The sequence below is a fragment of the Acinetobacter sp. 1124_18A genome, from assembly GCF_052824995.1.
Genome location: NZ_VTDF01000001.1, coordinates 136473 through 162399 on the forward strand (window position 1 = coordinate 136473; position 25927 = coordinate 162399).

Annotated in this window: 29 protein-coding genes and 2 pseudogenes; 8 read left to right on the forward strand and 23 right to left on the reverse strand. The window is 39.3% G+C overall.

The window, feature by feature from the left end:
• Positions 1-52: 52 nt before the first annotated feature.
• The 5 genes from FY048_RS00590 to FY048_RS00610 form a co-directional block, all read right to left on the reverse strand.
• The gene (locus FY048_RS00590) at positions 53-442 is read right to left on the reverse strand and encodes a DUF3106 domain-containing protein (protein WP_004790640.1); all 390 of its coding nucleotides are present in this window, start codon (positions 440-442) and stop codon (positions 53-55) included.
• Positions 432-752, reverse strand: coding sequence for a hypothetical protein (locus FY048_RS00595; protein WP_004643705.1), 321 nt, complete (start codon positions 750-752; stop codon positions 432-434). Before FY048_RS00595 ends, FY048_RS00590 begins: the two co-directional genes overlap by 11 nt.
• Positions 742-1356, reverse strand: coding sequence for an RNA polymerase sigma factor (locus FY048_RS00600; protein WP_016137337.1), 615 nt, complete (start codon positions 1354-1356; stop codon positions 742-744). Before FY048_RS00600 ends, FY048_RS00595 begins: the two co-directional genes overlap by 11 nt.
• A 159-nt stretch (positions 1357-1515) precedes the next feature.
• A complete protein-coding gene (locus tag FY048_RS00605) occupies positions 1516-2292 on the reverse strand; it encodes a TrmH family RNA methyltransferase (protein ID WP_446089762.1) in 777 nt (258 codons plus the stop codon).
• Positions 2293-2351: 59 nt separating this feature from the next.
• Positions 2352-3323, reverse strand: a complete 972-nt coding sequence (locus FY048_RS00610; protein ID WP_016137339.1) for a class 1 fructose-bisphosphatase — start codon at positions 3321-3323, stop codon at positions 2352-2354.
• Positions 3324-3508: 185 nt separating this feature from the next.
• Here FY048_RS00610 and FY048_RS00615 point away from each other — a divergent pair, with 185 nt between their 5' ends.
• Complete coding sequence (locus tag FY048_RS00615) at positions 3509-3694, forward strand: NF038105 family protein (protein WP_004790651.1); 186 nt, start codon at positions 3509-3511, stop codon at positions 3692-3694.
• Between the two features lie 57 nt (positions 3695-3751).
• On the opposite strand, the gene pal is transcribed toward FY048_RS00615, so the two are convergent.
• From pal to FY048_RS00665, 10 genes are all read right to left on the reverse strand, one after another.
• Positions 3752-4312 (reverse strand): peptidoglycan-associated lipoprotein Pal, encoded by a 561-nt coding sequence (gene pal, locus FY048_RS00620; protein ID WP_004643699.1) that lies wholly within the window; start codon positions 4310-4312, stop codon positions 3752-3754.
• Between the two features lie 27 nt (positions 4313-4339).
• A complete protein-coding gene (tolB, locus tag FY048_RS00625) occupies positions 4340-5620 on the reverse strand; it encodes a Tol-Pal system beta propeller repeat protein TolB (RefSeq protein ID WP_016137340.1) in 1281 nt (426 codons plus the stop codon).
• Positions 5621-5714: 94 nt separating this feature from the next.
• Complete coding sequence (tolA, locus tag FY048_RS00630) at positions 5715-7214, reverse strand: cell envelope integrity protein TolA (protein WP_446089763.1); 1500 nt, start codon at positions 7212-7214, stop codon at positions 5715-5717.
• 3 nt (positions 7215-7217) lie between these two features.
• Entirely contained in the window at positions 7218-7670 is a 453-nt protein-coding gene (tolR, locus tag FY048_RS00635) for a protein TolR (RefSeq protein ID WP_042898128.1), read from the reverse strand.
• Positions 7670-8368, reverse strand: coding sequence for a protein TolQ (tolQ, locus tag FY048_RS00640; RefSeq protein WP_446089764.1), 699 nt, complete (start codon positions 8366-8368; stop codon positions 7670-7672). Before tolQ ends, tolR begins: the two co-directional genes overlap by 1 nt.
• A 23-nt stretch (positions 8369-8391) precedes the next feature.
• Positions 8392-8799, reverse strand: coding sequence for a tol-pal system-associated acyl-CoA thioesterase (gene ybgC, locus FY048_RS00645; RefSeq protein ID WP_004699892.1), 408 nt, complete (start codon positions 8797-8799; stop codon positions 8392-8394).
• Between the two features lie 210 nt (positions 8800-9009).
• Positions 9010-10344 carry a M20 family metallopeptidase gene (locus FY048_RS00650; protein ID WP_446089765.1) on the reverse strand — a complete coding sequence of 445 codons (1335 nt, stop codon included), beginning with the start codon at positions 10342-10344 and terminating at the stop codon, positions 9010-9012.
• Positions 10345-10547: 203 nt separating this feature from the next.
• Complete coding sequence (ruvB, locus tag FY048_RS00655) at positions 10548-11552, reverse strand: Holliday junction branch migration DNA helicase RuvB (protein WP_446089766.1); 1005 nt, start codon at positions 11550-11552, stop codon at positions 10548-10550.
• 7 nt (positions 11553-11559) lie between these two features.
• Positions 11560-12159, reverse strand: coding sequence for a Holliday junction branch migration protein RuvA (ruvA, locus tag FY048_RS00660; RefSeq protein ID WP_446089767.1), 600 nt, complete (start codon positions 12157-12159; stop codon positions 11560-11562).
• 93 nt (positions 12160-12252) lie between these two features.
• Positions 12253-13593 (reverse strand): deoxyguanosinetriphosphate triphosphohydrolase, encoded by a 1341-nt coding sequence (locus FY048_RS00665; RefSeq protein WP_016137346.1) that lies wholly within the window; start codon positions 13591-13593, stop codon positions 12253-12255.
• Positions 13594-13902: 309 nt separating this feature from the next.
• Between FY048_RS00665 and purL the strand changes: the two genes are divergently transcribed.
• From purL to FY048_RS00685, 4 genes and pseudogenes are all read left to right on the forward strand, one after another.
• Positions 13903-17736, forward strand: a complete 3834-nt coding sequence (gene purL / locus FY048_RS00670; protein WP_446089768.1) for a phosphoribosylformylglycinamidine synthase — start codon at positions 13903-13905, stop codon at positions 17734-17736.
• Between the two features lie 76 nt (positions 17737-17812).
• Positions 17813-19017, forward strand: a pseudogene (locus tag FY048_RS00675) (multidrug effflux MFS transporter).
• Between the two features lie 200 nt (positions 19018-19217).
• Positions 19218-19343, forward strand: a complete 126-nt coding sequence (locus FY048_RS00680) for a KGW motif small protein (protein ID WP_005038867.1) — start codon at positions 19218-19220, stop codon at positions 19341-19343.
• A gap of 69 nt (positions 19344-19412) precedes the next feature.
• Positions 19413-19733 (forward strand): NGG1p interacting factor NIF3, encoded by a 321-nt coding sequence (locus tag FY048_RS00685; RefSeq protein WP_446089769.1) that lies wholly within the window; start codon positions 19413-19415, stop codon positions 19731-19733.
• On the opposite strand, the gene FY048_RS00690 is transcribed toward FY048_RS00685, so the two are convergent.
• Positions 19726-20526 (reverse strand): enoyl-CoA hydratase, encoded by an 801-nt coding sequence (locus FY048_RS00690; protein WP_446089770.1) that lies wholly within the window; start codon positions 20524-20526, stop codon positions 19726-19728. The genes FY048_RS00685 and FY048_RS00690 overlap by 8 nt on opposite strands.
• A 109-nt stretch (positions 20527-20635) precedes the next feature.
• Here FY048_RS00690 and FY048_RS00695 point away from each other — a divergent pair, with 109 nt between their 5' ends.
• From FY048_RS00695 to FY048_RS00705, 3 genes and pseudogenes are all read left to right on the forward strand, one after another.
• Positions 20636-21202, forward strand: a complete 567-nt coding sequence (locus FY048_RS00695; RefSeq protein ID WP_446089771.1) for a nicotinate-nicotinamide nucleotide adenylyltransferase — start codon at positions 20636-20638, stop codon at positions 21200-21202.
• Positions 21203-21207: 5 nt separating this feature from the next.
• Positions 21208-21339, forward strand: a pseudogene (locus FY048_RS00700) (tautomerase family protein); the annotation flags it as partial.
• Positions 21340-21720 (forward strand): nuclear transport factor 2 family protein, encoded by a 381-nt coding sequence (locus FY048_RS00705; protein ID WP_446089772.1) that lies wholly within the window; start codon positions 21340-21342, stop codon positions 21718-21720.
• Positions 21721-21724: 4 nt separating this feature from the next.
• Here the strand turns inward: FY048_RS00705 and FY048_RS00710 are convergent, their stop codons facing one another.
• The 7 genes from FY048_RS00710 to queE all read right to left on the reverse strand — a co-directional run bounded on the left by FY048_RS00710 (position 21725) and on the right by queE (position 25904).
• Complete coding sequence (locus FY048_RS00710; RefSeq protein ID WP_174732154.1) at positions 21725-22087, reverse strand: glyoxalase superfamily protein; 363 nt, start codon at positions 22085-22087, stop codon at positions 21725-21727.
• A gap of 11 nt (positions 22088-22098) precedes the next feature.
• Positions 22099-22668 carry a CAP domain-containing protein gene (locus tag FY048_RS00715; RefSeq protein WP_446089773.1) on the reverse strand — a complete coding sequence of 190 codons (570 nt, stop codon included), beginning with the start codon at positions 22666-22668 and terminating at the stop codon, positions 22099-22101.
• Between the two features lie 117 nt (positions 22669-22785).
• The gene (locus FY048_RS00720; protein WP_336167474.1) at positions 22786-23247 is read right to left on the reverse strand and encodes a peroxiredoxin; all 462 of its coding nucleotides are present in this window, start codon (positions 23245-23247) and stop codon (positions 22786-22788) included.
• A gap of 18 nt (positions 23248-23265) precedes the next feature.
• Entirely contained in the window at positions 23266-23952 is a 687-nt protein-coding gene (locus FY048_RS00725) for a Dph6-related ATP pyrophosphatase (protein ID WP_446089774.1), read from the reverse strand.
• A gap of 99 nt (positions 23953-24051) precedes the next feature.
• Positions 24052-24468: a hypothetical protein gene (locus FY048_RS00730; protein ID WP_003650267.1), complete on the reverse strand. Its 417-nt coding sequence runs from the start codon at positions 24466-24468 to the stop codon at positions 24052-24054.
• A 16-nt stretch (positions 24469-24484) separates the two neighbouring features.
• Entirely contained in the window at positions 24485-25153 is a 669-nt protein-coding gene (queC, locus tag FY048_RS00735) for a 7-cyano-7-deazaguanine synthase QueC (protein WP_446089775.1), read from the reverse strand.
• A gap of 40 nt (positions 25154-25193) precedes the next feature.
• Positions 25194-25904 carry a 7-carboxy-7-deazaguanine synthase QueE gene (gene queE / locus FY048_RS00740; protein ID WP_446089776.1) on the reverse strand — a complete coding sequence of 237 codons (711 nt, stop codon included), beginning with the start codon at positions 25902-25904 and terminating at the stop codon, positions 25194-25196.
• Between the last annotated feature and the right edge of the window lie 23 nt (positions 25905-25927).

Sequence of the window (25927 nt, forward strand, 5' to 3'; positions counted from 1 at the left end):
AGAATCTATATAAGTTATGAAACTTGCGGTGTGTGAGCTTCACATACTTAGATTAATGTTCTAAATACTTGTTCATATACTCTTCACGAATAGCTGTTCTTTCTTCGCCATTCGCTTTAAGCATGCGCTGGCGTAAATCATTACGCTCTTGCGTACTCATTTTTTGCCATGCTTCACGCATTTTTTCTTTTTCAGCATCGGGGAGCTGAGTAAACCAGTCCATACGTTGCTGTAGGTTCGTACTTTGATTTGCTGGTAACTCTTTTAAGCTCTGGTAGCGTTTAATAACTGCACGTTGTTCTTCTTCAGAAAGAGCATTCCATGTGTCATCAACTTGTGTATTGGCATCCTTAGAAAAAATCCAAAATCGTTCAAAACCTGCAAAACTCGTTTGCAAGAAACTTAATGAACAAAGGATAAGTGCTAATTTTTTAGCTGCCATGTTGTACTTTATCCTCACCCAAGACCATTAGCATTTCTAAATCTTCCACCATTTGTGGGGATAATTTAGGATTTACAATTACTTGATTTTGTGGCTTATCAACAATATCTGCTGAATTAGGTAAAATTACAAAACCTGTGATCGCAGCTGCAAGTGCAAAACCAGACATTTTCCAGACACTATAAAAAGAGGCTGGTTTTTGTTGAATATGGTCAAGCACATGATTCATGACCACTGTTTTATTTTTATGGTGATGTGCCAAACTATCAAGTTTAGACGTCACCTTTTTAGTGAAATCATCATGATTCATCAGAACCTCCCAAGGGATTTAAGTGGGCTAAGTACTCTCTAAGTCCCTGAATTGCTCGGTGATAATGGGTTTTTACACTACCTTCGGTACAGTTCATGATCTGAGCTGTTGTGTGTGTGTCAAAACCTTCCCACGCACGTAACATAAATGCCTGTTGTTGACGAACAGGTAGCTTTGAAATTGCTTCTCGAATTTCTTCGATAGTCACTGCTTGATCGAGGAAATCCGCAGGATTGATGGCTTTTTCATCAACTACATCAATAACTTCATCGTCGTCACTGTCCAGACTAACTTTTTTGAAGAATGAAAATGGGTTTGCTCTACGAGATTCTTTGCGGCGCCAATCCTGAAGTTTGTTGTTTAAAATTGTATAAAACAGGGGATACCATTCTTCAGTATTTTTATCGGCATAAGATTTGTGCAAAGCAATAAATGCTTCTTGAACCAAATCCATTGCAATACCTTGTTGACCTTGGGTAGCACTCTCCATCATCACCAAAGCACGACCAGTTACATCTTGCATGAAAACTTTCAGGCGTTGCTCAGCCGTGCTTGCATGAGCACTAGATGTTTCCGATCGAGACTTTTTCGGTGCTAAATCCATGGAGATGGAAAATCCTGTCATTGGACATACCCACCTTATTTTCAATATATCTCTTATATAACGTTGAAAAGAGGTGGGAGGTTGACAACAATCGGCTATTTTTTACTAGTGTAATTGATTTTTTTCACAAATATGTGAGATGTAAAATAAATTAACGTTTTATTGGCGTTGACGAACCATCTCAAAGAAACAAATAGATCCTGCAATTGCTACGTTTAATGACTCTTGTCCACCTGGTTGTGGAATAGTCACTGATTGTGCATGCTCTAAGGCGTAATCACTTGCACCTTGGCCTTCATTTCCTAAAATCCAGACACAGGGTTGAGAAAGATCTTGTGAATAGAGGCTTGTCGAGTGATGAGAGCTTGTAACAAAAACTGGGATTCTAAATTTCGGAAGAATATCTGTGAGCTGGAAGTTTTCAAAACAATGTAAGCTAAAATGAGCACCCATACCTGCTCTTAAAACTCGTGGAGACCAAAGTGATGCAGAACCTTGTGTGCAAATGATTTGCTTAATATTTGCTGCTGCTGCTGAACGTAGCAATGTGCCTACGTTACCTGGATCTTGTATATTCTCCAGAATTAAAGTATCTACTTTATAGTCAATTGTTGATGCAGTTTTAGGCAAATCAATAATAGCTAAACAAGGTAAGCTCGTGCCTAATGTGCTCAAATCTCTATATAAGACTTCACTAATAACAAAGATATGGCCTTGATGCAGTTCTATTATTTTTTTAAAATCAGCGTGTTCTAATGCTTGTTCTGTAGTAAATAAAGAAAAAATCTTCTTTTGCTGTTGTAACCACGTTAAACAGAGATGGGTTCCTTCAAGGACTGTTTGTTGGTGCTTTTTTCGAGCGCTATTAAGTTCAATTAATCCACGCAAATGTTTAATTTTTGCATTGTCTTTTGATTCTAAAAAAATAACCGCCATGAGAAAATATCCAACAAAAGGGCACCATCATACTATGATGCCCTAAATAATTAAAATTATTAATGATAGCTTGTTACACGTTCAACTTCATTTTTAGAACCAATAATTACAGGAACACGTTGGTGAAGCTCTGTTGGTTCAATATCTAAAATGCGAACACGGCCAGTAGTTGATGTACCACCTGCTTGTTCAATGAGCATACTCATTGGGTTTGCTTCATACATTAAACGTAAGCGACCCGCTTTTTTTGGATCTTTTAAGTCGTATGGATAAAGGAAAATACCGCCGCGGCATAAAATACGGTGAATATCACCCACCATACATGCTACCCAGCGCATGTTGAAATCTTTTTCACGAACAGATGTTTTACCAGCAAGTAATTCATCAATATATTGTTTTACAGGTTCTTCCCAATGACGCTGGTTAGACGCGTTAATTGCAAACTCTTGAGTATCTGCTGAAACTTGAACATTGTCAGTAGTAAGTAAGAATGTTTGAGTTTCTGGGTCTAGAGTAAAGAATACTACGCCATTTCCTACAGTTAAGGCCATCATGGTTGATGGGCCATAAAGTACGTAACCAGCAGCAACTTGCTGTGTACCTGCTTGCATGAAATCGTCTGCTTGGGTTACCGCATTTTTTGCAGGCAGGATAGAGAAAATTGTGCCTACACACATATTGATATCGATGTTGCTTGAGCCGTCTAATGGATCAAATAAAACGAGATATTTACCATTTTCTTGTGCAGGTGTGAATTCATCAAGCTCTTCTGAAGCGAGGCCACCCACTTGTGGGTGAACTTTTAAAGCATCAATTAAATAGTCATTAGAAATCACATCAAGTTTTTTCTGTGTTTCACCTTGAACATTTTCATTACCAGCACTACCCAAAATACCAGCGAGTGCACCTTTTTGTAAGGCTTGGTCGATAGTTTTACAAGTGGTCGCAATAGTGTCGATGACTTGAGCCAACTCAGGTGTCAGATTCCCTTTTTGTTGTTGTAAAAATTGGGACAATGTGAGGTTGGACATATAAAATAGCTCCTGTGCTTCAAGCATCAAAATGAGTCAGATAAATACGAGGCATATTCTAGATGAGAATGTCACAAAATAAAAATTATCTTACTTTATTTGTGTTGGATTTATGCTTACAACCCCCATTTTAAATGGTATGTTCATTATATAACAACGGACTGTATATTTTTAGGAGAATCGAAATGACTACAAAGAAGTTTGATGCGACCCCAACAGCAGGTGAACCAATCAATCTAGATGAAATTTCGAAAGAGAATGTTCAGGAAGCTTGGAAAGATTATGAGGCAAAACCTGAATATAAAGATTTTAATAAGCATGATTTGATTGAATCTATGCAACATTCTGAAGAAGAAAAGAAATCTTCTTAAGTTTTGTTGTTATAAAAAAACGCTCATATTTTATGAGCGTTTTTTTATGCATATGCCTTATTTTAATAAAGGAGGCACTGCTTCGTAATTAATTTCAACGCGGCGATTTTCTTTCCACGCAGATTCATCATGCCCTGCATTCACAGGCGCTTCTTTACCATAGCTTACAGCTTCAAGTTGCTGTGGGTTTACACCATTGGTAATTAAGTAGCTTTGTACAGCTTTAGCACGACGCTCGCCTAAAGCCATATTGTACTCACGTGTACCACGTTCATCTGTATGGCCAGTTAATGCAACTTTTGAATTTGCATTTGCCATAAGGAATTGAGCGTGAGCTTGAAGCGTTTGATAGTCTTCAGTAGATAAATCACTGCTGTCATAATCAAAATGAACAACGCGTTTTGCCAAAGCAGCTTTATTTGCTTCAGTCACACCTTTTGATGAAGCACCAGCCAAATTTTGGGCATTCAATGCCGCATCTTCACTTAAACCAGAAGTATTAACCGTACTTGGATTTGTGCCAGTCGCGGTAGTCGCTGCCGGTTTGCGGCTAGCACAACCTGTCATCACAAGTGCTACGCTAAGAAAGGGTAAAGCTAAATATTTGATTGATTTCATGATCATCTCCATCAATGGAATTAAAAGTTATTTTGGTGCCCAAGCTGGTTCACGTACTTCACCTTGTTCGCTTGGTAAATTCATACGGAAACGTCCATCAGTAGACATGATAGATAACAAGCCACGGTTGCCTTCACGAGTCGCGTAGACCACCATTTGCCCATTCGGTGAGAAACTTGGCGATTCATCTAAACTGGTTGGAGTAAGAATATTGGTGATACCAGTATTAATGTCCTGAATTGCAACTTTATAACTGCTGCCACTTGGGCGATGAACAAGAGCAATCTTTTTGCCATCTGCGCTCAAAGTTCCGCGTGCATTAAATGACCCTTTAAAGGTTAGACGTTTTACTGAGCCATCAGCAAAGGTATAACGATAGATTTGGGCAGAACCACCACGGTCAGAAGTGAAAATAAACGATTTTCCATCTGGTGTATAACGTGCTTCTGTATCAATTGCTGAGTCATTTGTCATACGTTTGACTTGGCGAGTTGATAAGTCCATTTGATAGATTTCTGGATTGCCATTCATAGATGCTGTAAATAGCATTGATTGGCCATCAGGTGAAAAACTCGGTGCGCCATTTAGGCCTTTAAAGCTAGTGAGTACTTCACGTGTTCCAGTAGATAAATCTTGTAGATAAATTGCTGGACGTTTGGTTTCAAAAGAAACATAAGCAATTTTCTTGGCATCTGGTGTCCATGCCGGAGATAGAATTGGGTCACGAGATGACAAAACAGTTTTTGGCTGTTCACCATCTGTATCTGCAATTTGTAAAGTATAACGCTCTGCGGGAGTTGCTGGATTTCTGAGTACATATGCAATACGGCCACTAAAATCACCTGGAATGCCAGTAAGTGCCTGATAAATAGCATCACTCACCATATGACCAGCTTGACGTATGCGTGAAGCGGGTACATTTAAAAGTTCATTTAAAATGTATTGCTGCTTTTGTACATCATAAAGTTGGTAATGGACTTCAAAACCTGTAGCTGTTTGTTTAATTTGTCCAGTAACTACATATGGAATTCCGGCAGCTTGCCAGTCAGACGCTTGAATCTGATTGATTGCAGCATTGGCAGGTAAATTTTTAGATGAGCTTGTAAAGCGTCCAGAACGGTTTAAGTCAGTTTCAACAATAGGAGAGAGCCCATTGTCATTGTTAAACGGGACAATAGCAATTTTTGGCGCCTGATCTGGTGCTTTAGCAATTTCCAGATATAACTGGGCAAAAGCAGTTGTAGAAGCAATAGGGCTTAAGGCGGTGATCAATGCTAAAGATAGCAGGTGTTTGCGGCTCGTATTCATAAGTGTAAAAGTCATAGCTGGTATTTTTGTGACTGTTGATTTTGTAGCATAGTTACATGCCTTAAACTATTTAAAGCATGTAACTCTTTCAAAATTATTGCGCTCTAAATGTAGAGTTAACACTTCTTGCTTCGCGCCTTGCATCGGGGTCTGATGGCATAGGATATGGCGCAGAGGCTTGAATTGCGGCCTTAATACTTGCATCTAAAGCATCATCGCCACTTGAACGCGTGATCACGATAGAATTAACGCTACCTGAGTCTGAAAGGGTAAAACGCACACCAACTGTTTTACCACTACTGCCAGTCGGGACATCCCAAGAGCGTCGAATTTTTTGTTCAAAATCGCGTCTAGCTGAGGAAGCAATTTTTTTAGCTTCGGCTTTCTTCTGAGCTGCTTCTTCTTGAGCTTTTTGAGCAGATGCAGCTTTTGCTTCGGCCTCAGCTTCAGCTTTTCGTTTAGCATCGTCCGCAGCTTTTTGCTGTTTAGCTTTAGCGTCAGCTTCAGCTTTTTGTTGCTTGGCTTTTGAGTCAGCTTCAGCTTTACGCTTAGCATCTTCATTGGCTTTTTGTTGTTTAGCTTTCGAGTCTGCTTCGGCTTTACGCTTAGCATCATCATTGGCTTTTTGTTGTTTAGCTTTCGAGTCAGCTTCGGCTTTACGCTTAGCATCTTCATTGGCTTTTTGTTGTTTAGCTTTCGAGTCTGCTTCGGCTTTACGCTTAGCATCTTCATTAGCTTTTTGCTGTTTAGCTTTAGCATCTGCTTCAGCTTTACGTTTAGCATCGTCATTAGTCTTTTGCTGTTTAGCTTTAGCATCGGCCTCAGCTTTGCGCTTAGCGTCTTCATTAGCTTTTTGCTGTTTAGCTTTAGCGTCTGCTTCAGCTTTACGTTTAGCATCTTCAGCAGCTTTGCGTTTAGCATTAGCATCTTGTTGTGCTTGAAGTTTAGCATTTTCGGCTTTTTGAGCCTCACGTTTCAGCTTTGCCTCTGTCTCTGCTTTTCGCTTAGCCTCTTCAGCGACTTTTTGTCTAGCCTTAGCCTCTTCAGCGACTTTTTGTCTAGCCTTAGCATCTGCTTCAGCTTTCGCACTTTGTTCGGCTTTGCGTTTTTGTTCAGCTTCCGCTCTTGCTTTAGCTTCAGTTTGACGTTTAGCTTCAGTTTGCTGCTTTTGTGCTTCCTCTATACGTTGCTGTTCAGCCGCTTGTTTAGCTTTTGCTGCTTCTTCAGCTTTACGTTTTTGTTCAGCCAATTTTGCTTGCTGTGCCTGTTCGGCCTTTTGCTTTTGAGCAGCAAGTTGTTGAGCTGTTGGAGGAGGGGGCATAGCCGGAAGATTTTCAGGAAGCGTTTCATCCACAATAGGGGTTAACACCTCTTTTGCTTCATTTGTAGCTGTAGTCTGTTGTTCAACTTCTTTGGCTAACGGAGGTGGTAAATCTTCTGGCTTAACTAAAATAGTTGTTAGCTTTTTTGGCTGTTCAGGTGGTTTACTCAAGCCTAAAAAAAGTAAGCCAACAATGGCAATTGCATGAACTCCTAGTGTAAAGCTCAATGCAATCGCATTTTGTTTAAAGTGTGGCTTTTGATTTTTATTCATAGCTTATTTTAAAGGCTCTGTCAGAAGGCCAACTTGAGTTAAACCTGCTTCTTGTAAACTTGCCATCAATGATACGACTTCTCCATAAGGACGAGACTTATCACCATTGACTAAAACTGTAAGTTGTTTATTTTCTTGTTCAGCTTGTTTTTGAGCATTGCTTAAAACTTCTTCAAGTTTTTCACGAGACAATGGTTCACTATCTTTGTAATCTTCATATTGAAGATAAATATTGCCATCTTTACCAATCGTTACCATGGCTGGCATATCTTTTGATTCGATTGGATGGTTATTTGCTTGAGGCAAATCGACTTTAATACCACTGGTAATCATGGGTGCAGTTACCATGAAAATAACCAAAAGTACAAGCATAACGTCAATATAAGGTACGACGTTCATATCACTTTTTAGTGGTTTTTTTATGCGCTCAAAGCGCCCTGAACGCTGAATTGCCATTATGCATCTTCCTGTGATGAACCCACAGACTGACGTTGCAATAAAGCAATCATCTCTTCAGCAAATAAAGCACGATCAGAGTAAACACTTTCGCTTTTAGAAGTGAAATGGTTAAAAGCCAATACAGCAGGAATTGCAGCAAATAAACCAATTGCGGTTGCAATAAGTGCTTCGGCGATACCTGGTGCAACAGTTGCTAGAGTAACTTGATCAACAGCAGCTAAACCGATAAAGGCATTCATAATCCCCCAAACGGTACCGAATAGACCGATGTAAGGAGCTACAGAGCCGATACTTGCTAAACTACCTAAGCCATATTCCAGATGGCTTTGATCACGGCTCAAACCTACACGTAAAATACGTTCAGTCCCTTCAATTGTCTGTGAAACAGGGGCTTGACGTTTTTTAAGTTTAAAAAATTCACTCAATCCTTGATAAAAAATATCTTCAAGACCTGAGCGTTTTGAGTTGAGCTGAGCATTGTTGTAAAGCGTATTGAGTTCAGCACCAGACCAAAACATTTTCTGGAAATGTTCATCTTCTTGATGTACTTTTTTATAACTCATATGTAACTTGGCAATCAGATACCAACTAAAGATTGATGCTAACAATAAAATTAGCATGACCAACTGAACGACTGGACTTGCCTGTAAAATAAGGTCAGAAATATGCAGGGTTGATTCAATGTTTGTTGCCATAGTTACATATGCCGGTTGTTTTTTTAGTCTTGTTCCAATTCTTTACGAATAAGATCACGTATTTCTTCTGGAAGACGACGAGCTACAAGTTCTTTACTTAAACATGCCAACTCAACCTCGCCAGAAGCAAGCAAGATTTCACCACGATAAATATTTTGTTGCAACACAAATGACGCAGCTTTACATGAAACTACACGTGCTGTAACAGTAATTAAATCATCCATTAAAATAGGACGCATGTATTTTACGTCAATTTTGTGTACGACAAAGTTGTAGTCTTTTTGATGCCAGTAATGATCAACGCCAGAAGCACGGAGCCATTCAGTACGGGTACGTTCCATATAGCGAATGTGGTTGGCATGGTAAACAATACCGCCTGCGTCCGTATCTTCAATATAAACACGAATGTTGAATTCAAAATGATTCGCCATGAGAGGATTCCGTTTTAGTTCACTATAGAGCTTTGTATCTAAAATATGACTGCTGAATAAAACATCAATTTTATTCGAAGCCACGTATATGCTTTAAATACGGGGCAGTTTAGCAGATTGCATACTAAGTCCTATGGCACAACGTTTCAATTGCGATTGCTGTATTTTTGGTCTAAAAACGCTACATCTCATGGCTAGCATGCTTTTAAATTATGACGGTTTCCATGTCGTTTGAACTTGTTTTGACATATTCGGATAATCTAATACGAATCTTACATGTAACTCAGTCCCTGTTTTTAAGGCCTTGTCATCTACAATAAAATAAGGATTATGATTTGGTGCAGCCTGACTTAGGTCTTGATTTTCTGGTGTTGCTCCTAAGAAGACAAAGAATGAAGGCATCAGTTTGCCATAATAGGCAAAATCCTCACTAGCGCTTGCATTGTGGTCAAGCACATGCAGTTTTGAAGCTCCTGCAACTTTGGCTAATGTTGGCTGAATAAATTGAGTAAGGGTTTTATCATTCATGGTTACTGGTGCATAAGGTGCAATTTCAACTTTAGCAGTTACATCATTGGCTTGAGCATTATGCTCTATCATGACTGGTAAACTTTTTAAGATATTATTTCTTATTTCTTCGTTATTAGAGCGAATGGTACCGATCATATTGACCTGTTCGGGAATCACATTTCCTGCTGTACCACCTTGAATATTGCCAATACTGACCACGCCCATACCTTGAGTTAGATCTGTTCTTCGGCTAATCAGGCTTTGCAGATTATTAATCATTTGTGCCGATGCATAAATTGGATCTCTGCCTAACCACGGCGTTGAACCATGAACCTGTTTACCATTGACCTGAATACGTAAGTGGTCTGCACTATTTAAAATGGCGCCATCTTTATAGTAAAGATGTCCACTTTTCATACCCGCAATAACATGTATTCCAAAAATAGCTTCTGGTTTATAGTCTTTAAAAGCACCATCTGCGATCATTTTTCGTGAACCGATTTGATCACCTTGAGTGAAGTTATCTATATCTGCTCCACCTTCTTCAGCAGGTTGGAAAACAAAAATAACTGTGCCCGAGATTTTATCTTTATTCGCAGCTAAAATTTTTGCTGCGCCTAATAACATTGCAGTGTGTGCATCATGTCCACAAGCATGCATCACATAAGTTTCCCTGCCTTGATAAATTGCTTTTTGTTTGCTGGCAAAGGGAACACCGCTCTTCTCTTCCATAGGTAAAGCATCCATATCCGCTCTAAGTGCAATAATAGGGCCGGGTTTATTACCTTTTAAGATGCCAATTACACCTGTTTTCGCATAGCCTGTTTTGACTTGAATGCCATAAGACTTTAATTCTTTTTGAACAAGGGCAGAGGTTTTAAATTCCATATTGCCAAGTTCAGGGTGTTGGTGAATGTTTTGTCTTAGCTGAATAATCTGATTTTCATTTTGTTGAGTAGCATCGTTAACCCAATCGGCTAGGCTCAGCTGACTCATTAAGGCGAGTGGCAAAAATAAAGCGGCTTTCTTATACATGTCCTTATCCTAAAAATATTATTGTTCATAAGATTTAATATCTAGGTTTCTTATAATTCAGTTTTTAAAAATATTAAAAAATCAATAAGGTATAAAGAAAGACTTAAAAGGTATCGAGTAACTAATCTATTGATAAGAAAATAATTATTTGAGTCGGAAGAATAGAAGAATTAAAAAAGGAAGAGAAAATTCTCTTCCTTTGGCTAGTTTTTAGGCTCAGGTGGTGTCAGGCCAAACTGTAAATAAGACTGATTAGTTGCAATACGACCTCGTGCAGTCCGCATGACATACCCTTGTTGAATTAAATACGGTTCAATCACATCTTCAAGTGTGCCGCTATCTTCAGCCATTGCTGCTGCAAGTGCTTCAACTCCAGCAGGGCCACCATCAAAACGCTCTAACAGCATGCTCAAATAACGTCGGTCTAGGGTGTCTAAACCTGCTTTATCAACTTTGAGCATATCAAGCGCACGCTGTGCCATTTCATGGGTCACTTCGCCTGTACCTTTCACTTGTGCATAGTCACGCACACGTCGTAATAAACGATTGGCAATACGAGGCGTTCCGCGTGCACGGCGTGCAACTTCTTCTGCGCCCTCAACTGTGATGGGCACATTCATCAAGTTTGCAGAGCGTGACACAATGTGAGTGAGGTCTTCTACAGAGTAAAACTCAAGACGTTGCACAATACCGAAACGGTCACGTAGAGGAGAGGTAAGCAAACCCGCACGTGTTGTAGCCGCGACAAGTGTAAACGGGGGTAAGTCAAGTTTAATTGAACGAGCAGCAGGGCCTTCACCAATCATGATATCTAATTGGTAGTCTTCCATCGCTGGATAAAGAATTTCTTCAATCACTGGAGAAAGACGGTGAATTTCATCAATGAACAAGACATCGCCTTCTTCAAGGTTGGTCAGCATTGCAGCTAAGTCGCCTGCACGCTCCAAAACTGGCCCCGAAGTAGATTTAAGATTACCGCCCATTTCACGCGCAATAATGTTGGCAAGTGTAGTTTTACCCAAGCCGGGTGGACCAAAAATCAGCGTGTGGTCAAGTGCTTCACCACGACCGCGAGCTGCGCCAATGAAAATTTCCATTTGCTCGCGTACTACAGGTTGTCCGATGTAGTCGGCAAGAGAAGTTGGTCGAATAGCCCGATCAAAATGATCTTCAGGTTTTTCTGCTCCACTGATTAGACGGTCTTGCATAAGTGTTTTACTTCATCATTGATTTAAGAGCAGCACGAATAATATCGGCTGATTCTGTGTAATCGGCTTTAACCGCAGCAACAGCTTTTTGTGCTTCAAGTGGCTTATAACCTAAAGATTGCAAAGCGGCTTCTGCTTCTGCTACAGGCGAGTTTGCAGCAAATTGAATTTGAGGCATGGTAGCTGAAGTAGAAGTGCTTTGGGCTAATGTTTTGAAGCGGTCACGAAGCTCAATCATTAAACGTTCAGCTGTTTTTTTGCCAACGCCTGGAACTTTTACTAAGGTATTGATGTCGTCATGCTCAATCGTATGCACGAGTAACTCAACGCTTAACGTTGATAAAATACCTAAAGCCATTTTCGGACCGACACCATTTACTTTTAATAAGGTGCGGAAAATTGTTTTCTCTTGGGCATCGCTAAAACCGTAGAGTTGTTGAGCATCTTCACGAACAACCAAATGCGTCCATAGCGTAACTTTCTGGCCTTTTTGTAATTGGCAAAATGTTGAAAGTGGCGTATCAATTTCATATCCCACACCATTTACATTCAGTAAGACAGTAGGGGCTTCTAGGGCAAACACTTCGCCAATTAAACATCCGATCATAGAGTAATTTCACTTATTCATAACTGTAAATCTGGTCGTTTTAACAAGAATTGAAAACGACACTGGTTTTATTTCTTTCTATATCAAGCCAGCTTAAAACAAACCTATTTTATTACCTTGCAACTCTTGCGCCAAGCTATAAGCCTGATGATCTGAGAACTTACTGATAATATCGAGTACTTGCATAATATTGCTGTAGTGATTATTGCTAAAGTTAGCACCATACTGATTAAGGATAGACATTAAACGCTGTTCTTTAAAGCTTAAAGATTTATGCGGTGTGGTCAGCGGTACAAATGCATCTAAAATCGTTTGCAAACTTTGATGTGCAATAATTTCTAAGCCAGACTTTTGTGGGTGCTCAAAAATTTTATCACGCGCCAGATTTTTGGCTGTTTCGATACCAATTGCAATATCAGGTGAGCAATATTGTAAAAGGTTACCTTTAAGCTGACCGGTAATGATTTCATAATGATGTTTAGCAAAGGCGGTAGTGACTTCATCCACAAGCCGTTTCATAACACGTCCACGTAATGCTGAAATCTTTTGTTGCCACGTGCTATTTGGGTGTGACAATTCTTCAGGCTGACCATAGTCAGCAATGAGGTTTAAGAAAATTGGCTCAACTTCTTGGTAACTCAGCATATTTAAGATAATGCCATCTTCTAAGTCAATTAAGGCATAGCAAATGTCATCCGCAGCTTCTAATAAATAGGTGAGCGGGTGACGGCAATAATGATATTCACCTAACTGAATAAGTCCAAGCTGTTCGGCAATCTGTTTTAAAATTTCTTTTTCAGATTGATAACAACCAAACTTTGCTCGTTGATGAGAAGGGCGATCACCTTGTGACGCAATGGTTTTTGAAAGCCAAGGATACTTTAAATAAGCTCCTAAGGTTGCATAGGTTAAGCGCATTCCTCCATCATTTGGATGATAATCAATGCGACTTAATAAACGTAATCCTTGAGCATTACCTTCAAACTGGCGAACATCGGCTTCTTCTTCGGGGCTTAATTTTTTTAAAAAGTCATTATGTGATGCATCATCAAACCATTCGCGAATCGCGTATTCACCCGCATGTCCGAAAGGTGGGTTGCCAATGTCGTGGGCCAGACAGGCTGCTTGAATAATTGCGCCAACATCAGCAGGAGAAATCCAAACGGGTAATTCATCTTTTATTTTTTCTGCGGCAAGCATCCCCATTGAGCGGCCAATACAGGAAACTTCAAGTGAGTGAGTTAAACGAGTATGAATGCCATCATGCTGTGCGAGTGGGTGAACTTGTGTCTTACGGTTTAGCTGACGAAAACTTTGAGAAAATATAATACGGTCATAATCTTTATGGAATGGGCTGCGAGCCAGTTCTGTACTGCTTTTTTTACTACCTAAACGAACTGCAGAAAGCAGCTCTAACCAACGCATTTGTTCCATTTATCATTATTCAAAACTGTAAAACCTGATGATGCCAAAAAAAAGTTAAAAGCACTAGCTTGGTGCGACATAGTTTGTCTTAGTTCAGGTTTTATTATGTTATTGAACAAACATGAAACAATTTATTTTTAGCTAGAATGCCTAAAAAAATGATTTTGAACAAAAAACTACTCACTTCTTGCAGAATTAGGTTACAGAATACTGATTCTACATCTAGCTGATTTTAGCAAGAAGCAGTAGAATATGCGCTCTCTCTAAAGTCACATTGCGGTAAGGTTCACAAGACCTGCCCGTGGAGCCAAAATCAACATGTTTATCGTGGCCGGTGCAGCAGCACATTCTTCTTTTAAGAAAGCTCAACTATTAACACGTTTATCGTCAATTAGTTCTGTTCAATCTTTTGACAGCCAATGGGTCTATTTGTTTGATCAAGCGCTCAACGAGCAGCAACATCAATCTGCTTTGCAATTATTGAATGACGGTGAGTCTTTTGAACTTCGTCAATCTGCAAGTGATGAGATTCAGATTTTAGTGACACCACGTGTGGGTACTATTTCACCTTGGTCTTCTAAAGCAACTGATATTTTCAAAAACTGTAATACACCAGTACACCGTTTAGAACGTGGTCTTTTATTCACGTTAAAAGGTGTTACTGAAATTACGAATGAAGTTAAACAAGTACTTCATGACCGTATGACAGAAACAGTTTTTGCTCAAATTGATGATGCAAAAGCATTATTTTCAGAAACTGCTCCAAAACCACTAAATTCAATTGATATCTTGGGCCAAGGCAAAGAAGCTTTGGTTAAGGCGAATAATGAGTTTGGTTTTGCGTTATCTGAACAAGAAATTGATTACTTAACCGAAGCATTCGGTAAGCTTGGTCGTAATCCAAATGACATCGAGTTGATGATGTTTGCACAGGCAAACTCTGAGCACTGTCGTCATAAAATCTTTGGATCTGAATGGACAATTGATGGTGAAAAACAACCATTATCATTGTTCCAGATGATTAAAAATACTTATAAAGAATCTCCAACTGATGTGTTATCTGCTTATAAAGATAACGCTTCAGTGATTGTGGGTTATGACACGATGCGTTTTTATCCGAAAGCGGATGAAAATGGTCACTTTATTTATAAATATAAGAGCCAAGCTGCTCATATTTTAATGAAGGTTGAAACTCATAACCACCCAACAGCAATTTCTCCATTTGCTGGTGCTGCAACTGGTTCAGGCGGTGAAATCCGTGATGAAGGTGCTACAGGTCGTGGTGGTAAACCAAAAGCTGGTTTAACAGGTTTTACAGTTTCAAACTTAAACATTCCTGGTTTTGAACAACCTTGGGAAGAAAACTACGGTAAACCTTCACGTATGGCATCGCCATTACAAATCATGATTGAAGGTCCATTAGGTGGCGCGGCATTTAACAATGAATTCGGCCGTCCTGCATTAAATGGTTATTTCCGTACTTTTGAACAGAATGTAAATGGTGAAGTGAAAGGCTTCCATAAGCCAATCATGATCGCTGGTGGTTACGGTAATATCCGTCCAGACCATGTAGAAAAAGATGCGATTCAACCAGGTGATTTACTCATTGTCTTGGGTGGCCCTGCAATGTTGATCGGTCTTGGTGGTGGTGCTGCATCTTCTGTAGATAGCGGTACAATGGGTGAAAGCCTTGATTTCGCATCTGTACAACGTGAAAACCCAGAAATGGAACGTCGTTGTCAAGAAGTGATTGATACTTGCTGGCGTTTAGAAGACTTCAACCCAATCGTTTCTGTACACGACGTTGGTGCTGGTGGTCTATCAAATGCTATGCCTGAACTTGTGAATGATCATGAGTTAGGTGCTGTACTTAATCTTCGTAAGATTCCTTCATTAGAGCCGGGCATGAGCCCAATGGAAATCTGGTCAAATGAAGCACAAGAACGTTATGTTCTCGCAATTCGTCCAGAATCTTTGGATCAGTTCGAAGCAATCTGTGCGCGTGAACGTTGCCCATTTGCTGTGTTAGGTGAAGCAACTGAAGCACGTCACTTAACAGTTGAAGATCCATTGTTCCAAAACGATGCAGTTGATATCCCAATGCAAGTAATGCTTGGTGGTACACCACGTATGCAACGTTCTTATGAAACTATTGAACGTAGTGGCGATGAGTTCGATGCTTCAAAAGTTGATTTGAAAGATGCGATTTTCCGCGTATTGAAAAACCCTACAGTTGCGTCTAAATCATTCTTGATTACCATTGGTGACCGTTCAATTACAGGTATGGTTGCACGTGACCAAATGGTTGGTCGTTGGCAGGTTCCTGTTGCAGATGCAGCAGTAACAACAACAAGTTTGCAAGGTTTCACTGGTGAAGCAATGGCAATGGGTGAACGTCCACCAGTTGCATTGTTAAATCCTGCGGCATCTGCTCGTTTAGCAGTTGCTGAAGCAATTACCAATATTGCATGTGCGAACATTGAACAAATTAGCGATATCAAACTTTCTGCAAACTGGATGGCTGCTGCTGGTCAAAAAGGCGAAGACCAAGCATTGTTTGAAGGCGTGAAAGCAATTGGTATGGAAATGTGTCCTGCTTTGGGAATTGCGATTCCAGTAGGTAAAGACTCACTTTCAATGCGCACAACTTGGAATGACGATGGTGAAGATAAAGCTGTAACTTCTCCAATGACCGGTGTAATCACTGCATTTGCTCCAGTGACTGATGTTCGTAAGACCTTAACACCTGAACTTAAAAATCTAGAAGATTCCGTACTTGTACGTATTGATTTATCTAAAGGTCAGTTCCGTTTAGGTGGTTCGATTCTTGCGCAAGTATATAAAGCAATTGGTTCAATCACTCCTGACGTTGATAGTTTTGATGATTTCAAAGCGTTCTTTGCTTTAATCCAAGACTGGAACAACCGTGGCTTGATTCAGGCTTACCATGACATCGGTGATGGTGGTTTATTAGCCTCTGTAGCTGAAATGATGTTTGCTGCGCGTTTAGGTGTTGCATTAGAAGACCAAACTCAAGCAAGTTTGTTTGCAGAAGAAATTGGTGCAGTACTTCAAATCAAAGCAACTGATTGGGAAGCTTTACAAGCAGAAATCGCAGCTTCTAGCTTAAAAGATGCAATTGCTGTAGTTGGTCGTGTAAATAACTCAGATCAATTATCTGTAAATGGTTTAACTTTAGATCGTGCTGAATTACAACAAGCTTGGTCTGAGGTATCTCATCAGATCCAACGTCTACGTGATAACGTAGAAACTGCTGATCAGGAATTTTCATTAATTACTGACAATGCGCACCAAGGTTTGATTGCTAAACCAACATTCGACTTGAATGAACCTGTTGAAGCGCCGTTTATCAACACACGTCGCCCAAATATGGCAATCTTGCGTGAGCAAGGTGTAAACGGTCATATTGAAATGGCGGCAGCCTTTGATAAGGTTGGTTTCAATACTGTTGATGTGCACATGAGTGATTTACTTGCTGGTCGTGTGAGCCTAAGTGATTTTGAAGGTTTAGTGACTTGTGGTGGTTTCTCTTACGGCGACGTAATGGGTGCTGGTGGTGGTTGGGCAAAATCAGTATTGTTCAACGCTAAATTACGTGATCAGTTTGAACAATTCTTCCATCGTGATGAAACGTTCAGCTTAGGTATCTGTAATGGTTGCCAAATGTTGTCACAATTAGCGCCACTTATTCCAGGTGCTGAACACTGGCCACGTTTCCACCGCAATATGTCAGAAGTTTTTGAAGCTCGTAGCGTAAACGTTCGTGTTGAAAAATCTGTTTCTGTATTGCTTGATGGTATGGAAGGTTCGATTTTACCGATTGCCGTAGCACATGGTGAAGGTCGTGCTGTTGCAAGTGAAAGTGCTCTTGCTGGTTTAAATGCTGGTAACCAAGTGGCATTACGCTATGTTGACAGCCTTGGTAACCCAACTCAGCACTATCCATTGAACCCGAATGGTTCACCTGAAGCGATTACTGGTGTGACTTCTAAAGACGGTCGTGCAACCATTATGATGCCACACCCTGAGCGTACTTTCCGTGCGCTTCAGCATTCTTGGAAACCAGAAGAGTGGACTGAAGACGGTGCATGGTTGCGTATGTTCCGAAATGCACGTAAGTTTATTGGTTAATGTAAAGATTGAAATAAGCCACCGTAAGGTGGCTTATTTATGTGTACTAGAATATTAAAAATAGTGGAGAAGAAAAATGAAATCAAAAATCCATTTTCGTGAGTTTGCGTTGCTCATGGCATTACTTATGTCGATTGTTTCTTTTTCTATTGATGCAGTTTTACCAGCTTTAGGTGAGATTGGACGTATTTTTGAATTAAAAAATAATAACCAGTCACAATGGGTCATCATTGGTATTTTTTCTGGAATGACAATCGGACAGCTTATTGCGGGACCGTTATCCGATGCGATCGGGCGTAAACGGATTTTATTCACAGGAATTATTATTTATTTTCTGGGAAGTTTGTTGTGCTTTTCCACACAAAGTTTTGAATGGTTCTTAGTCGGGCGCTTTATTCAAGGTATCGGTGTTTCAGGGCCTTACGTTGCTTCTATTTCAATCGTTAGAGATAAATACAGCGGAGCTCAAATGGCTCGCATCATGTCTTTAATTATGATGGTATTTATGGTTGCTCCAGCAATTGCACCGAGTTTAGGGCAACTCATTATTCATTTCTTTGGTTGCGTGAAATCTTTGTTTTATATATGGTCTATGCCACAGTTGTGGGAGCATGGGTCGCTTTACGACTAGAAGAGACTTTACTTCCCGAAAATCGTTTACCTATGCGTATAAAAGCATTTAAGGAAGGCTTTAAAGAAGTTGTGAGTAATAAAACTACCATGAGCTATTTACTATGCGCAGGCTTTTGCTTTGGTGGATTTATTGGTTATTTAGGTACGTCACAGCAAATATTTATGCAGCAATTTGGTAAAACAGGGCAAGAGTTTAGTGCTTACTTTGCTGTGCTTGCGGGTGTGATGGGAATCGCATCATTTACAAACTCTAAAATTGTCATGAAGTTTGGCATGCGTCCAATCTGTATTTATGGCTTTCTTGGACTGTGCTTAATTTCTTTGATTTTCTTGTTGATTCAACTTGCAGGTGTAACGGTATCATTCTGGATGTTTATGCTTTATGCCTGTATTTTGTTTTTATTGTTTGGAACCCTATTTGGTAATTTAAATGCGATTGCCATGGAGCCGATGGGGCATGTTGCTGGAATGGCGTCGGCTATTATTGGTGCAGCTTCCTCTGTATTGTCACTTATTCTTGCTTCTATCATTGGGCAGTTATATAACGGTACATTAATTCCAATGACCTGTGGTTTTGTGATTTTGTGTGGTTTAGCTTTTGCTATGACAATATATGAGAATAGATATTTAAAGAAATCGGATGCTTAAAATTATAAAGATGAAGATAGATTACTGAATTTTAAAATTTTCTTCAGACTAAGATTTGCATATGGATGAGTGCTGTTCTTTTAAGCGTTCTAGACAACTTACGAGACTATAGACATAGAGCTATTTATCCCCGTATGCTTGGTTCGAGGTTGGTTCAATTTTTGCTTTCTCTGTAACAACGATAAAAATCGGAGATCAAAATGATGAAAAATGAAAATCATATAAAAACGTTTTATAAAAAAGATAAGGGCTGGCACTGGTTCGGTTTAGCGCTTGCCATTCAAATATTATTTATTGGAGTAAATTATTTAGTAATGATGAACTGATTTTGCTTGTTGGACTTTTAAAAGGGTATGATTTCAGCCCAACTCATAAAATCTTGAGTCATTTTTGTTATGTTAAAGCTGATTTATTACGTGCCTGAGTCACATCTTGAGTCGACTAAACAAGCCATTTTCTCTGCTGGTGCAGGTGGTATCGGTAATTATGAACACTGTGCATGGCAAGTGAAAGGAATAGGTCAGTTTAAGCCAGTCAAAGGCGCAGATCCTTATATCGGAGAGCTGGATGAACTCGAACAAGTCGAAGAATGGCGTGTGGAAACTATTGTGATTGAAGAAAGCGCAAGGGCTGTAGCGAAAGCATTAAAGGCAAGCCATCCTTATGAAGAGCCTGCCTTTGAGTTTATTCAAATCATAGAAATTGATTTTAGTTAAACTGAGAGAAATCTGGTTTACGCTTTTGCATAAATGCTTGTACTGCTTCTAGCATTTCAGGTGAGTGAACGCGCTGCATAAAGATTTCAGCTTCATGATCAATACATTCAATAATCTGTTCTAAATTATGCTTCATAAGCGCTTTTGTCTGCTTTAATGATGCAAGTGGTAAGGCTGCTAAATGCTGAGCTGTTGCTTGAGCAGATGCGTAAGAATCTTCAACCACTTCATTAACTAAGCCTGCTTGCACTGCGGTTTCAGCATTGAACTTTTTCGCAGTAAGCAGAAGTTCGGCTGCTTTGTGATAACCCGCTTGTTGAATGAGTAATTGACTTGCACCGCCTTCAGGAGAAAGACCAAGACTTACAAATGGAATTTGGAATAGGGCAGTATTGTCAGCAAAAACTAAATCTGCGTGTAATAAAATCGTAACACCAATTCCAATTGCCACACCTTTTACTGCAGTAATAAGTGGTTTTGAGAATTTCGCAGCCGCTTTAAGTAGAACGAATGGTGGAACTTCTCCGGCTGGACCCATGTTAGGATTTTGTACAAAACCCATAAAATCTTTCATGTCATTGCCAGCGGTAAAATCTTGCTCTACACCACGTAGAATGACTACTCGAACATCTTTATTAAGGTCGGCTTCATTCAGTGCTTTGGCAATCCATAAATAAAGTTCGCCATAGAGTGCATTTTTTGCATCTGGGCGATTTATGGCTAAGGTGAGTACGCCACCTTCTAAATTTGCATTTAAATGTTGATGAGGTTGTTGAATACAGCTAAGTGTCATCGTACTATCCTTGCTTTAAACCACGTTGTTAATTTTTAGGTTCTCATTATGGCGCATATTTTTTGTAATGAGCGTTACTGATGAGTTCATAAAAAGTGAAAATCTAATTATGTATAAATTTGACTATCTCGTTTTCATAGGGCGTTTTCAACCATTTCATTTGGCTCATATGCAGACCATTGAAATTGCCTTACAACAAAGCCACTATGTGGTTTTGGCGCTAGGCTCTGCTCAAATGGAACGTAATATTAAAAATCCGTTCTTAGCAGTAGAGCGTGAGCAAATGATCTTGTCAAATTTTTCTCTAGAAGAACAAAAACGCATTCTTTTTGTACATGTAGTAGATGTTTACAATGACGAAAAGTGGGTAAAACAAGTCAAAACTTTAGTGAATGGTGTGATTGAACCGAATTCAATCGTTGGCTTGATTGGACATTTTAAAGATGAATCTTCCTATTATTTGAGACTGTTTCCTGAATGGATTATGGTTGAGCTTGATAGTTTAAAAGATTCAATTTCGGCAACGCCAATGCGTGAAGCTTATTATCGTGGTGAAATCCAAACGGAATTTTTCCCTGTAGGAACCATTCGATTTTTAGATGAATTTAAAAATACTGAAATTTATGCTGAACTCCAGCGCAAATATCTTATAGATGATAAAACCAATTTAAATTAACTTAGCTTGTGGTTCGTGTGCTTGATAAAGATCTTGCCACTACATTTGTAGTCATTGATGAAGTTGAAACTGATAACTGGGGTGTTGCAGGGGAAACTGTTTCTGCGATACGAAAAAGACAAATTTTGAGTACTTAAATGCAAAATAATCCTATTACTGAGATTCAGAAACAACTAGATCAATATTTTGATGGTTTGTATTTTTGTGATGTGCGACTTCTAAATAATGTTTTTCATCCTGATGCTATATATATCAATGTAACCGAGCAACCCGTATTAAGACTTAGTATGGCTGAATATTTCCCGATTGTTGCGAGTCGGATTTCTCCAGCTTCAAAGCAACAATCGCGACAGGATAAAATCAGTTCAATCAATTTGATTAATGAACGGTTGGCGCTAGTACATGTTGAATGCGTTATCCACCCTAAATATTTTTATGATGCACTTACATTTGTGTTTGAAGATGATAAATGGAGGATTATATCGAAAGTATTCCATTATCAAATTTTAGCGGACTGAATGATTAAGCATCTGCCCAAAAGATAATTCGGTTGGAAAAAGGATCAGTGATACTGAGTTCTAGAGTTTCCCAATCTGTTTTTTCAACCTGAGGTTTAGAAAATTTATAATCTTTTTGGCTTAGTTCACTGTGTAGTTCATAAATATGTTCCCAATAAATACGAATTGCACTATGTGGGCTTGCATCACCAAAATGCTCAGATAAATGAATAACACAATCATCTTTAGAAATTTGTAAATATAACGGGAAGTTATCTTCAAATTGATGTTGCCAATCAAGCTGAAAACCTAAGAAATCAAGATAAAATGATTGAGCTAAATCAACATCAAAAATTCTTAAAATTGGGGTGATTGAACCTGATTGCATCATTTTTCCTTTTAACGTGTACCAAATTGTTGAGTCCAATAACTCTTTTGTTTTACAGACTGATCAGAAGCACACGCGATTGCGTAAGTTGTGAATTTTGGATTCATTAGATTACTACAATGTAGGGGGCTTGTTAGCCATTTAGACATAACTTGCCCTAAAGTTTTTTGGCCACTAGCGACATTTTCACCATTGGCTTTACCAAGTGTATTGTAAATTTTTAAACGTGATTTTAAGTCCAGACCCGTTGAGCCAACATGCCCGAGAAAGTTGTGTGCAGCCATATCTTCACTATGAGAAAGTGCGCCTTTATATAAATTATTACTCCAGCTCAACGGTTTAGTTGCGGGGAAATACTGTTGACCACATTGGCGTGATTGCTGCCGGATATGATTAATTGTGTTCAGTACAGCTTGTTGATAGGCTGGGTTTTGTAAATCTTGGCAGCTTATTTCATTGGGATTTTTTTGAATTTGAGCAATGGATGGGGTGGTGTCAGTGGGGATTGCTAATGTATTTGCACTACATGCACCGATCAAAAGAGTCGCAGGCAGCAAAGAGCAAGTTTTGAGTAGACTCATATCCATTGCCTTAAAATAATTATTCTAATATTTTTATGATACGCCAAAGTCAAATTGTTGGGTAATGCTTTGCAATAAAAAAGCGAGTGTGAAACTCGCTTTTTTATTGCAAAATTATTAAGCTGTTTGAAGGGCTTTTAAGTCTTCGAGAACTTGTTCCGCATGACCAGCAGCTTTAACTTTACGGTAGCTTTTAACTAAAGTTTTGTTATGGAAAATGAAAGTAGAGCGTTCAATACCCATTACTTTTTTACCGTACATATTTTTTTCTTTAATCACATCGAAGTGCTTACATAATACTTCTTCTTTATCACTAATCAGATCAATAGTTAGTGCCTGCTTTTCAGTAAAGTTTTGATGTGCTTTTACAGAGTCGCGTGAAACACCGTAAATACGAGCACCTAAAGCATCAAACTGATCTTTTAAACAAGAAAAACCAACAGCTTGTGTTGTACATCCTGGAGTTGAATCTTTAGGGTAGAAGTAAATGATTAACCATTCATTTTCAACCTCATTCAAGTTCACTTCACCTTGCGTTGTTGGGAACACCTGATTTGGTAATTGGATATTGTCAGTCATTTCTCATCCTTCAAAAAGCTAAATTTGATCTAATTCAAGTGGTAAAAAAGCATATTCCTCATGATAAACAATATCGAGCTTTCTTACAGGAATTGGTTTGTTAAAAATTGGTCCGTCAATCACAGTCGTATGAAATTCACCGCCTTCACCACATGGATCAATACCACGGTTTTCAAGTTCTTTTATATATTCTAAGGTTAAAGTTTTTCCTAAATCTTCAATTGTCATTCCTAATTTTAAGTTCACTGTCACAAGCACACTACGGAAACCAAGATTAATAAACTCTTCAACAACTTCACGATGTGGACGAAGCCACAAAGGCATTCCTAATTTGAGTCCTACCTGTTGAGTTATTCGATCATGCCAACACCCATGTTCCGGCATATCTAGATCACCTGTAACAAGGACCTCAGCACCTTGGTGTTTTGCCTGAATGAGTAATTCAATAAATTTAGCTTCATAGTCATTCCAGCTTGAAGAAGCCATGAATACTGGTAGGCCAATTGCTTCTGCTTGAGCTTGAATAATATCAAGTGGCATAGCATGTGAACGAGAGCGCTGGCCTTGTTCTTCTAGCATGACAATGAGTCCACTCACCGTACCAGTTTTCATTGCATGGTAGAGTGCAAGGGAGCTGTCTTTGCCACCACTGAATGAGACAATAGAGGTCTTATTTATTGCGTTGGTTTTCCATTGTTCTTGCATGGTTTATTTCAGGTGAATTTTTCAAGTTCGATAAGATCATTTTAACAGAGCTACAAAAAAGCCTGCATAAATGCAGGCTTTTTTGGAAAAAATAAAATCTTATTTTTTAGGAGCTTGTTGTTGAGCAGCTTTCATTGCATCTTCAGTTAACTTTTCAAGTTTAGTTGTTAACTGAGGGCCGAAACATGCTTTAAGATCACGGTTTTGTTGTTGTACAAATCCTAGAGAGCTTGGGCTTTTCTTCGCATTGATTGCACTTTGGATTTCCCATTTTTGTGCTTCAGTCACTTTGCCTTGTGCTTCAACTTGGCAGCTACAGAATTTGCTAACTTCAGATGAACTTAGTTTGCCGCCTTTAGCTGTTTGATCTTTACAAACGTTAACTAATGCACCTTTAACGTTAGTACTTTTATATGCTGCTTGAACTGGGTTTTCGGCAGCATGTGCTGCACCAGCCATAAGAGCAACTGTTGAAAACAAAGATGAAAGAATAAGATTTGATTTTAACAACTTCATAAATTTTACCTACTTATTACGGTATATAGCGTGTTGGGTCGGCAACACCGGCCTCGATAAAGCCTTCTTTACGCAAACGGCAACTGTCACATTTGCCACACGCACGTCCTTGAGCATCTGCTTGGTAGCAAGATACCGTTTGACTATAGTCTACGCCATGTTCAATCCCTAAACGTATAATATTCGCTTTGGATAAATGTAACAGTGGTGTTTCAAACTTAAGTGGTTTTCCTTCTACGCCAGCTTTAGTTGCTAAGCGTGCCATATTGGCAAAAGCCTCAATAAATTCAGGACGACAATCAGGATATCCTGAATAATCAACAGCATTGATGCCAATAACAATCGCTTCAGCATTAAATACTTCGGCTGCAGCTAGAGCATAAGAGAGGAAAATAGTGTTACGCGCTGGTACATAAGTTACAGGAATACCTTCTTGTAACTGTTCTGGTACGGCAATGTTGTGGTCTGTTAATGCAGAGCCACCTAAATTAGCCAAATCAATATTAATTACACGATGTTCAACAGCTGCACGTTGAGCTAATGCTTTTGCTGCATCGAGTTCAGTGGTTGAGCGTTGACCATACATAAAACTAATAGCAATACATTCATAGCGTGCTTGTGCCCAAGCTAGGCAAGTGGTTGAGTCTAAGCCGCCTGAAAGTAAAACAATGGCACGAGGGCGCATATTTTTCTCCATATTCGGAATGATTTATTTTATTGAGTGATTAACGACCTGATTCATCATTCCAGAGCAGTTTATGTAACTGAAATTGGAACCGAACAAGGAGTTTATCATCAAGTATCCACTGTGCCAGATCACGTGCTAGACGTGGCAGGCCAACAGCACCTTTTTCAACTGCAAAGGCAGGGGAGAACCAAACGGTACTGACTTTTTTATGCAGTTGATATTTTTCAACTTGCTGCTTTGACCATTCATAATCTTCGCGGTTACAAATGACGAATTTAATTTGGTCATGTGCAGTCAAATGGTCAAGATTGCTGATGAGGTTACGATGTTCCTCACCAGAAGTTGGAGTTTTTAAGTCGAGGACTTTAGAAACACGCGAATCTACTTTTGAGACATCGAGCGCGCCACTAGTTTCTAAAGAAACATCAAAGCCAGCTTCACATAGACGTTGTAATAAAATCAAACAGTTTGGCTGTGCAAGTGGTTCACCACCAGTTACACAAATATAAGGTGTTTGAAATTGGGTAGCTGTTTCAATGATATGTTCAAGTGAAAAACGTTCACCACCTTCAAAAGAATAAGTGGTATCACAATAGCTACAACGTAATGGACAGCCCGTTAGACGGATAAATACAGTCGGTAGGCCAGAGGCGTTTGCTTCACCCTGCAACGAGTAAAAAATCTCGGTAATGCGTAAACCGGACGCAGGGTCTGAGACAGGAATTGCAGAGGAACGTAAGGAAGCCATTCTAGAAATACCACACTATATAA

What these genes read in the sequence shown, in the direction of transcription:
- FY048_RS00590 (WP_004790640.1), bottom strand. Translation starts at nt 442, where the DNA reads ATGGCAGCTAAAAAATTAGCACTTATCCTTTGTTCATTAAGTTTCTTG.
- FY048_RS00595 (WP_004643705.1), bottom strand. Translation starts at nt 752, where the DNA reads ATGAATCATGATGATTTCACTAAAAAGGTGACGTCTAAACTTGATAGT.
- FY048_RS00600 (WP_016137337.1), bottom strand. Translation starts at nt 1,356, where the DNA reads ATGGATTTAGCACCGAAAAAGTCTCGATCGGAAACATCTAGTGCTCAT.
- FY048_RS00605 (WP_446089762.1), bottom strand. Translation starts at nt 2,292, where the DNA reads ATGGCGGTTATTTTTTTAGAATCAAAAGACAATGCAAAAATTAAACAT.
- FY048_RS00610 (WP_016137339.1), bottom strand. Translation starts at nt 3,323, where the DNA reads ATGTCCAACCTCACATTGTCCCAATTTTTACAACAACAAAAAGGGAAT.
- FY048_RS00615 (WP_004790651.1), top strand. Translation starts at nt 3,509, where the DNA reads ATGACTACAAAGAAGTTTGATGCGACCCCAACAGCAGGTGAACCAATC.
- pal (WP_004643699.1), bottom strand. Translation starts at nt 4,312, where the DNA reads ATGAAATCAATCAAATATTTAGCTTTACCCTTTCTTAGCGTAGCACTT.
- tolB (WP_016137340.1), bottom strand. Translation starts at nt 5,620, where the DNA reads ATGAATACGAGCCGCAAACACCTGCTATCTTTAGCATTGATCACCGCC.
- tolA (WP_446089763.1), bottom strand. Translation starts at nt 7,214, where the DNA reads ATGAATAAAAATCAAAAGCCACACTTTAAACAAAATGCGATTGCATTG.
- tolR (WP_042898128.1), bottom strand. Translation starts at nt 7,670, where the DNA reads ATGGCAATTCAGCGTTCAGGGCGCTTTGAGCGCATAAAAAAACCACTA.
- tolQ (WP_446089764.1), bottom strand. Translation starts at nt 8,368, where the DNA reads ATGGCAACAAACATTGAATCAACCCTGCATATTTCTGACCTTATTTTA.
- ybgC (WP_004699892.1), bottom strand. Translation starts at nt 8,799, where the DNA reads ATGGCGAATCATTTTGAATTCAACATTCGTGTTTATATTGAAGATACG.
- FY048_RS00650 (WP_446089765.1), bottom strand. Translation starts at nt 10,344, where the DNA reads ATGTATAAGAAAGCCGCTTTATTTTTGCCACTCGCCTTAATGAGTCAG.
- ruvB (WP_446089766.1), bottom strand. Translation starts at nt 11,552, where the DNA reads ATGCAAGACCGTCTAATCAGTGGAGCAGAAAAACCTGAAGATCATTTT.
- ruvA (WP_446089767.1), bottom strand. Translation starts at nt 12,159, where the DNA reads ATGATCGGATGTTTAATTGGCGAAGTGTTTGCCCTAGAAGCCCCTACT.
- FY048_RS00665 (WP_016137346.1), bottom strand. Translation starts at nt 13,593, where the DNA reads ATGGAACAAATGCGTTGGTTAGAGCTGCTTTCTGCAGTTCGTTTAGGT.
- purL (WP_446089768.1), top strand. Translation starts at nt 13,903, where the DNA reads ATGTTTATCGTGGCCGGTGCAGCAGCACATTCTTCTTTTAAGAAAGCT.
- FY048_RS00680 (WP_005038867.1), top strand. Translation starts at nt 19,218, where the DNA reads ATGATGAAAAATGAAAATCATATAAAAACGTTTTATAAAAAAGATAAG.
- FY048_RS00685 (WP_446089769.1), top strand. Translation starts at nt 19,413, where the DNA reads ATGTTAAAGCTGATTTATTACGTGCCTGAGTCACATCTTGAGTCGACT.
- FY048_RS00690 (WP_446089770.1), bottom strand. Translation starts at nt 20,526, where the DNA reads ATGACACTTAGCTGTATTCAACAACCTCATCAACATTTAAATGCAAAT.
- FY048_RS00695 (WP_446089771.1), top strand. Translation starts at nt 20,636, where the DNA reads ATGTATAAATTTGACTATCTCGTTTTCATAGGGCGTTTTCAACCATTT.
- FY048_RS00705 (WP_446089772.1), top strand. Translation starts at nt 21,340, where the DNA reads ATGCAAAATAATCCTATTACTGAGATTCAGAAACAACTAGATCAATAT.
- FY048_RS00710 (WP_174732154.1), bottom strand. Translation starts at nt 22,087, where the DNA reads ATGCAATCAGGTTCAATCACCCCAATTTTAAGAATTTTTGATGTTGAT.
- FY048_RS00715 (WP_446089773.1), bottom strand. Translation starts at nt 22,668, where the DNA reads ATGAGTCTACTCAAAACTTGCTCTTTGCTGCCTGCGACTCTTTTGATC.
- FY048_RS00720 (WP_336167474.1), bottom strand. Translation starts at nt 23,247, where the DNA reads ATGACTGACAATATCCAATTACCAAATCAGGTGTTCCCAACAACGCAA.
- FY048_RS00725 (WP_446089774.1), bottom strand. Translation starts at nt 23,952, where the DNA reads ATGCAAGAACAATGGAAAACCAACGCAATAAATAAGACCTCTATTGTC.
- FY048_RS00730 (WP_003650267.1), bottom strand. Translation starts at nt 24,468, where the DNA reads ATGAAGTTGTTAAAATCAAATCTTATTCTTTCATCTTTGTTTTCAACA.
- queC (WP_446089775.1), bottom strand. Translation starts at nt 25,153, where the DNA reads ATGCGCCCTCGTGCCATTGTTTTACTTTCAGGCGGCTTAGACTCAACC.
- queE (WP_446089776.1), bottom strand. Translation starts at nt 25,904, where the DNA reads ATGGCTTCCTTACGTTCCTCTGCAATTCCTGTCTCAGACCCTGCGTCC.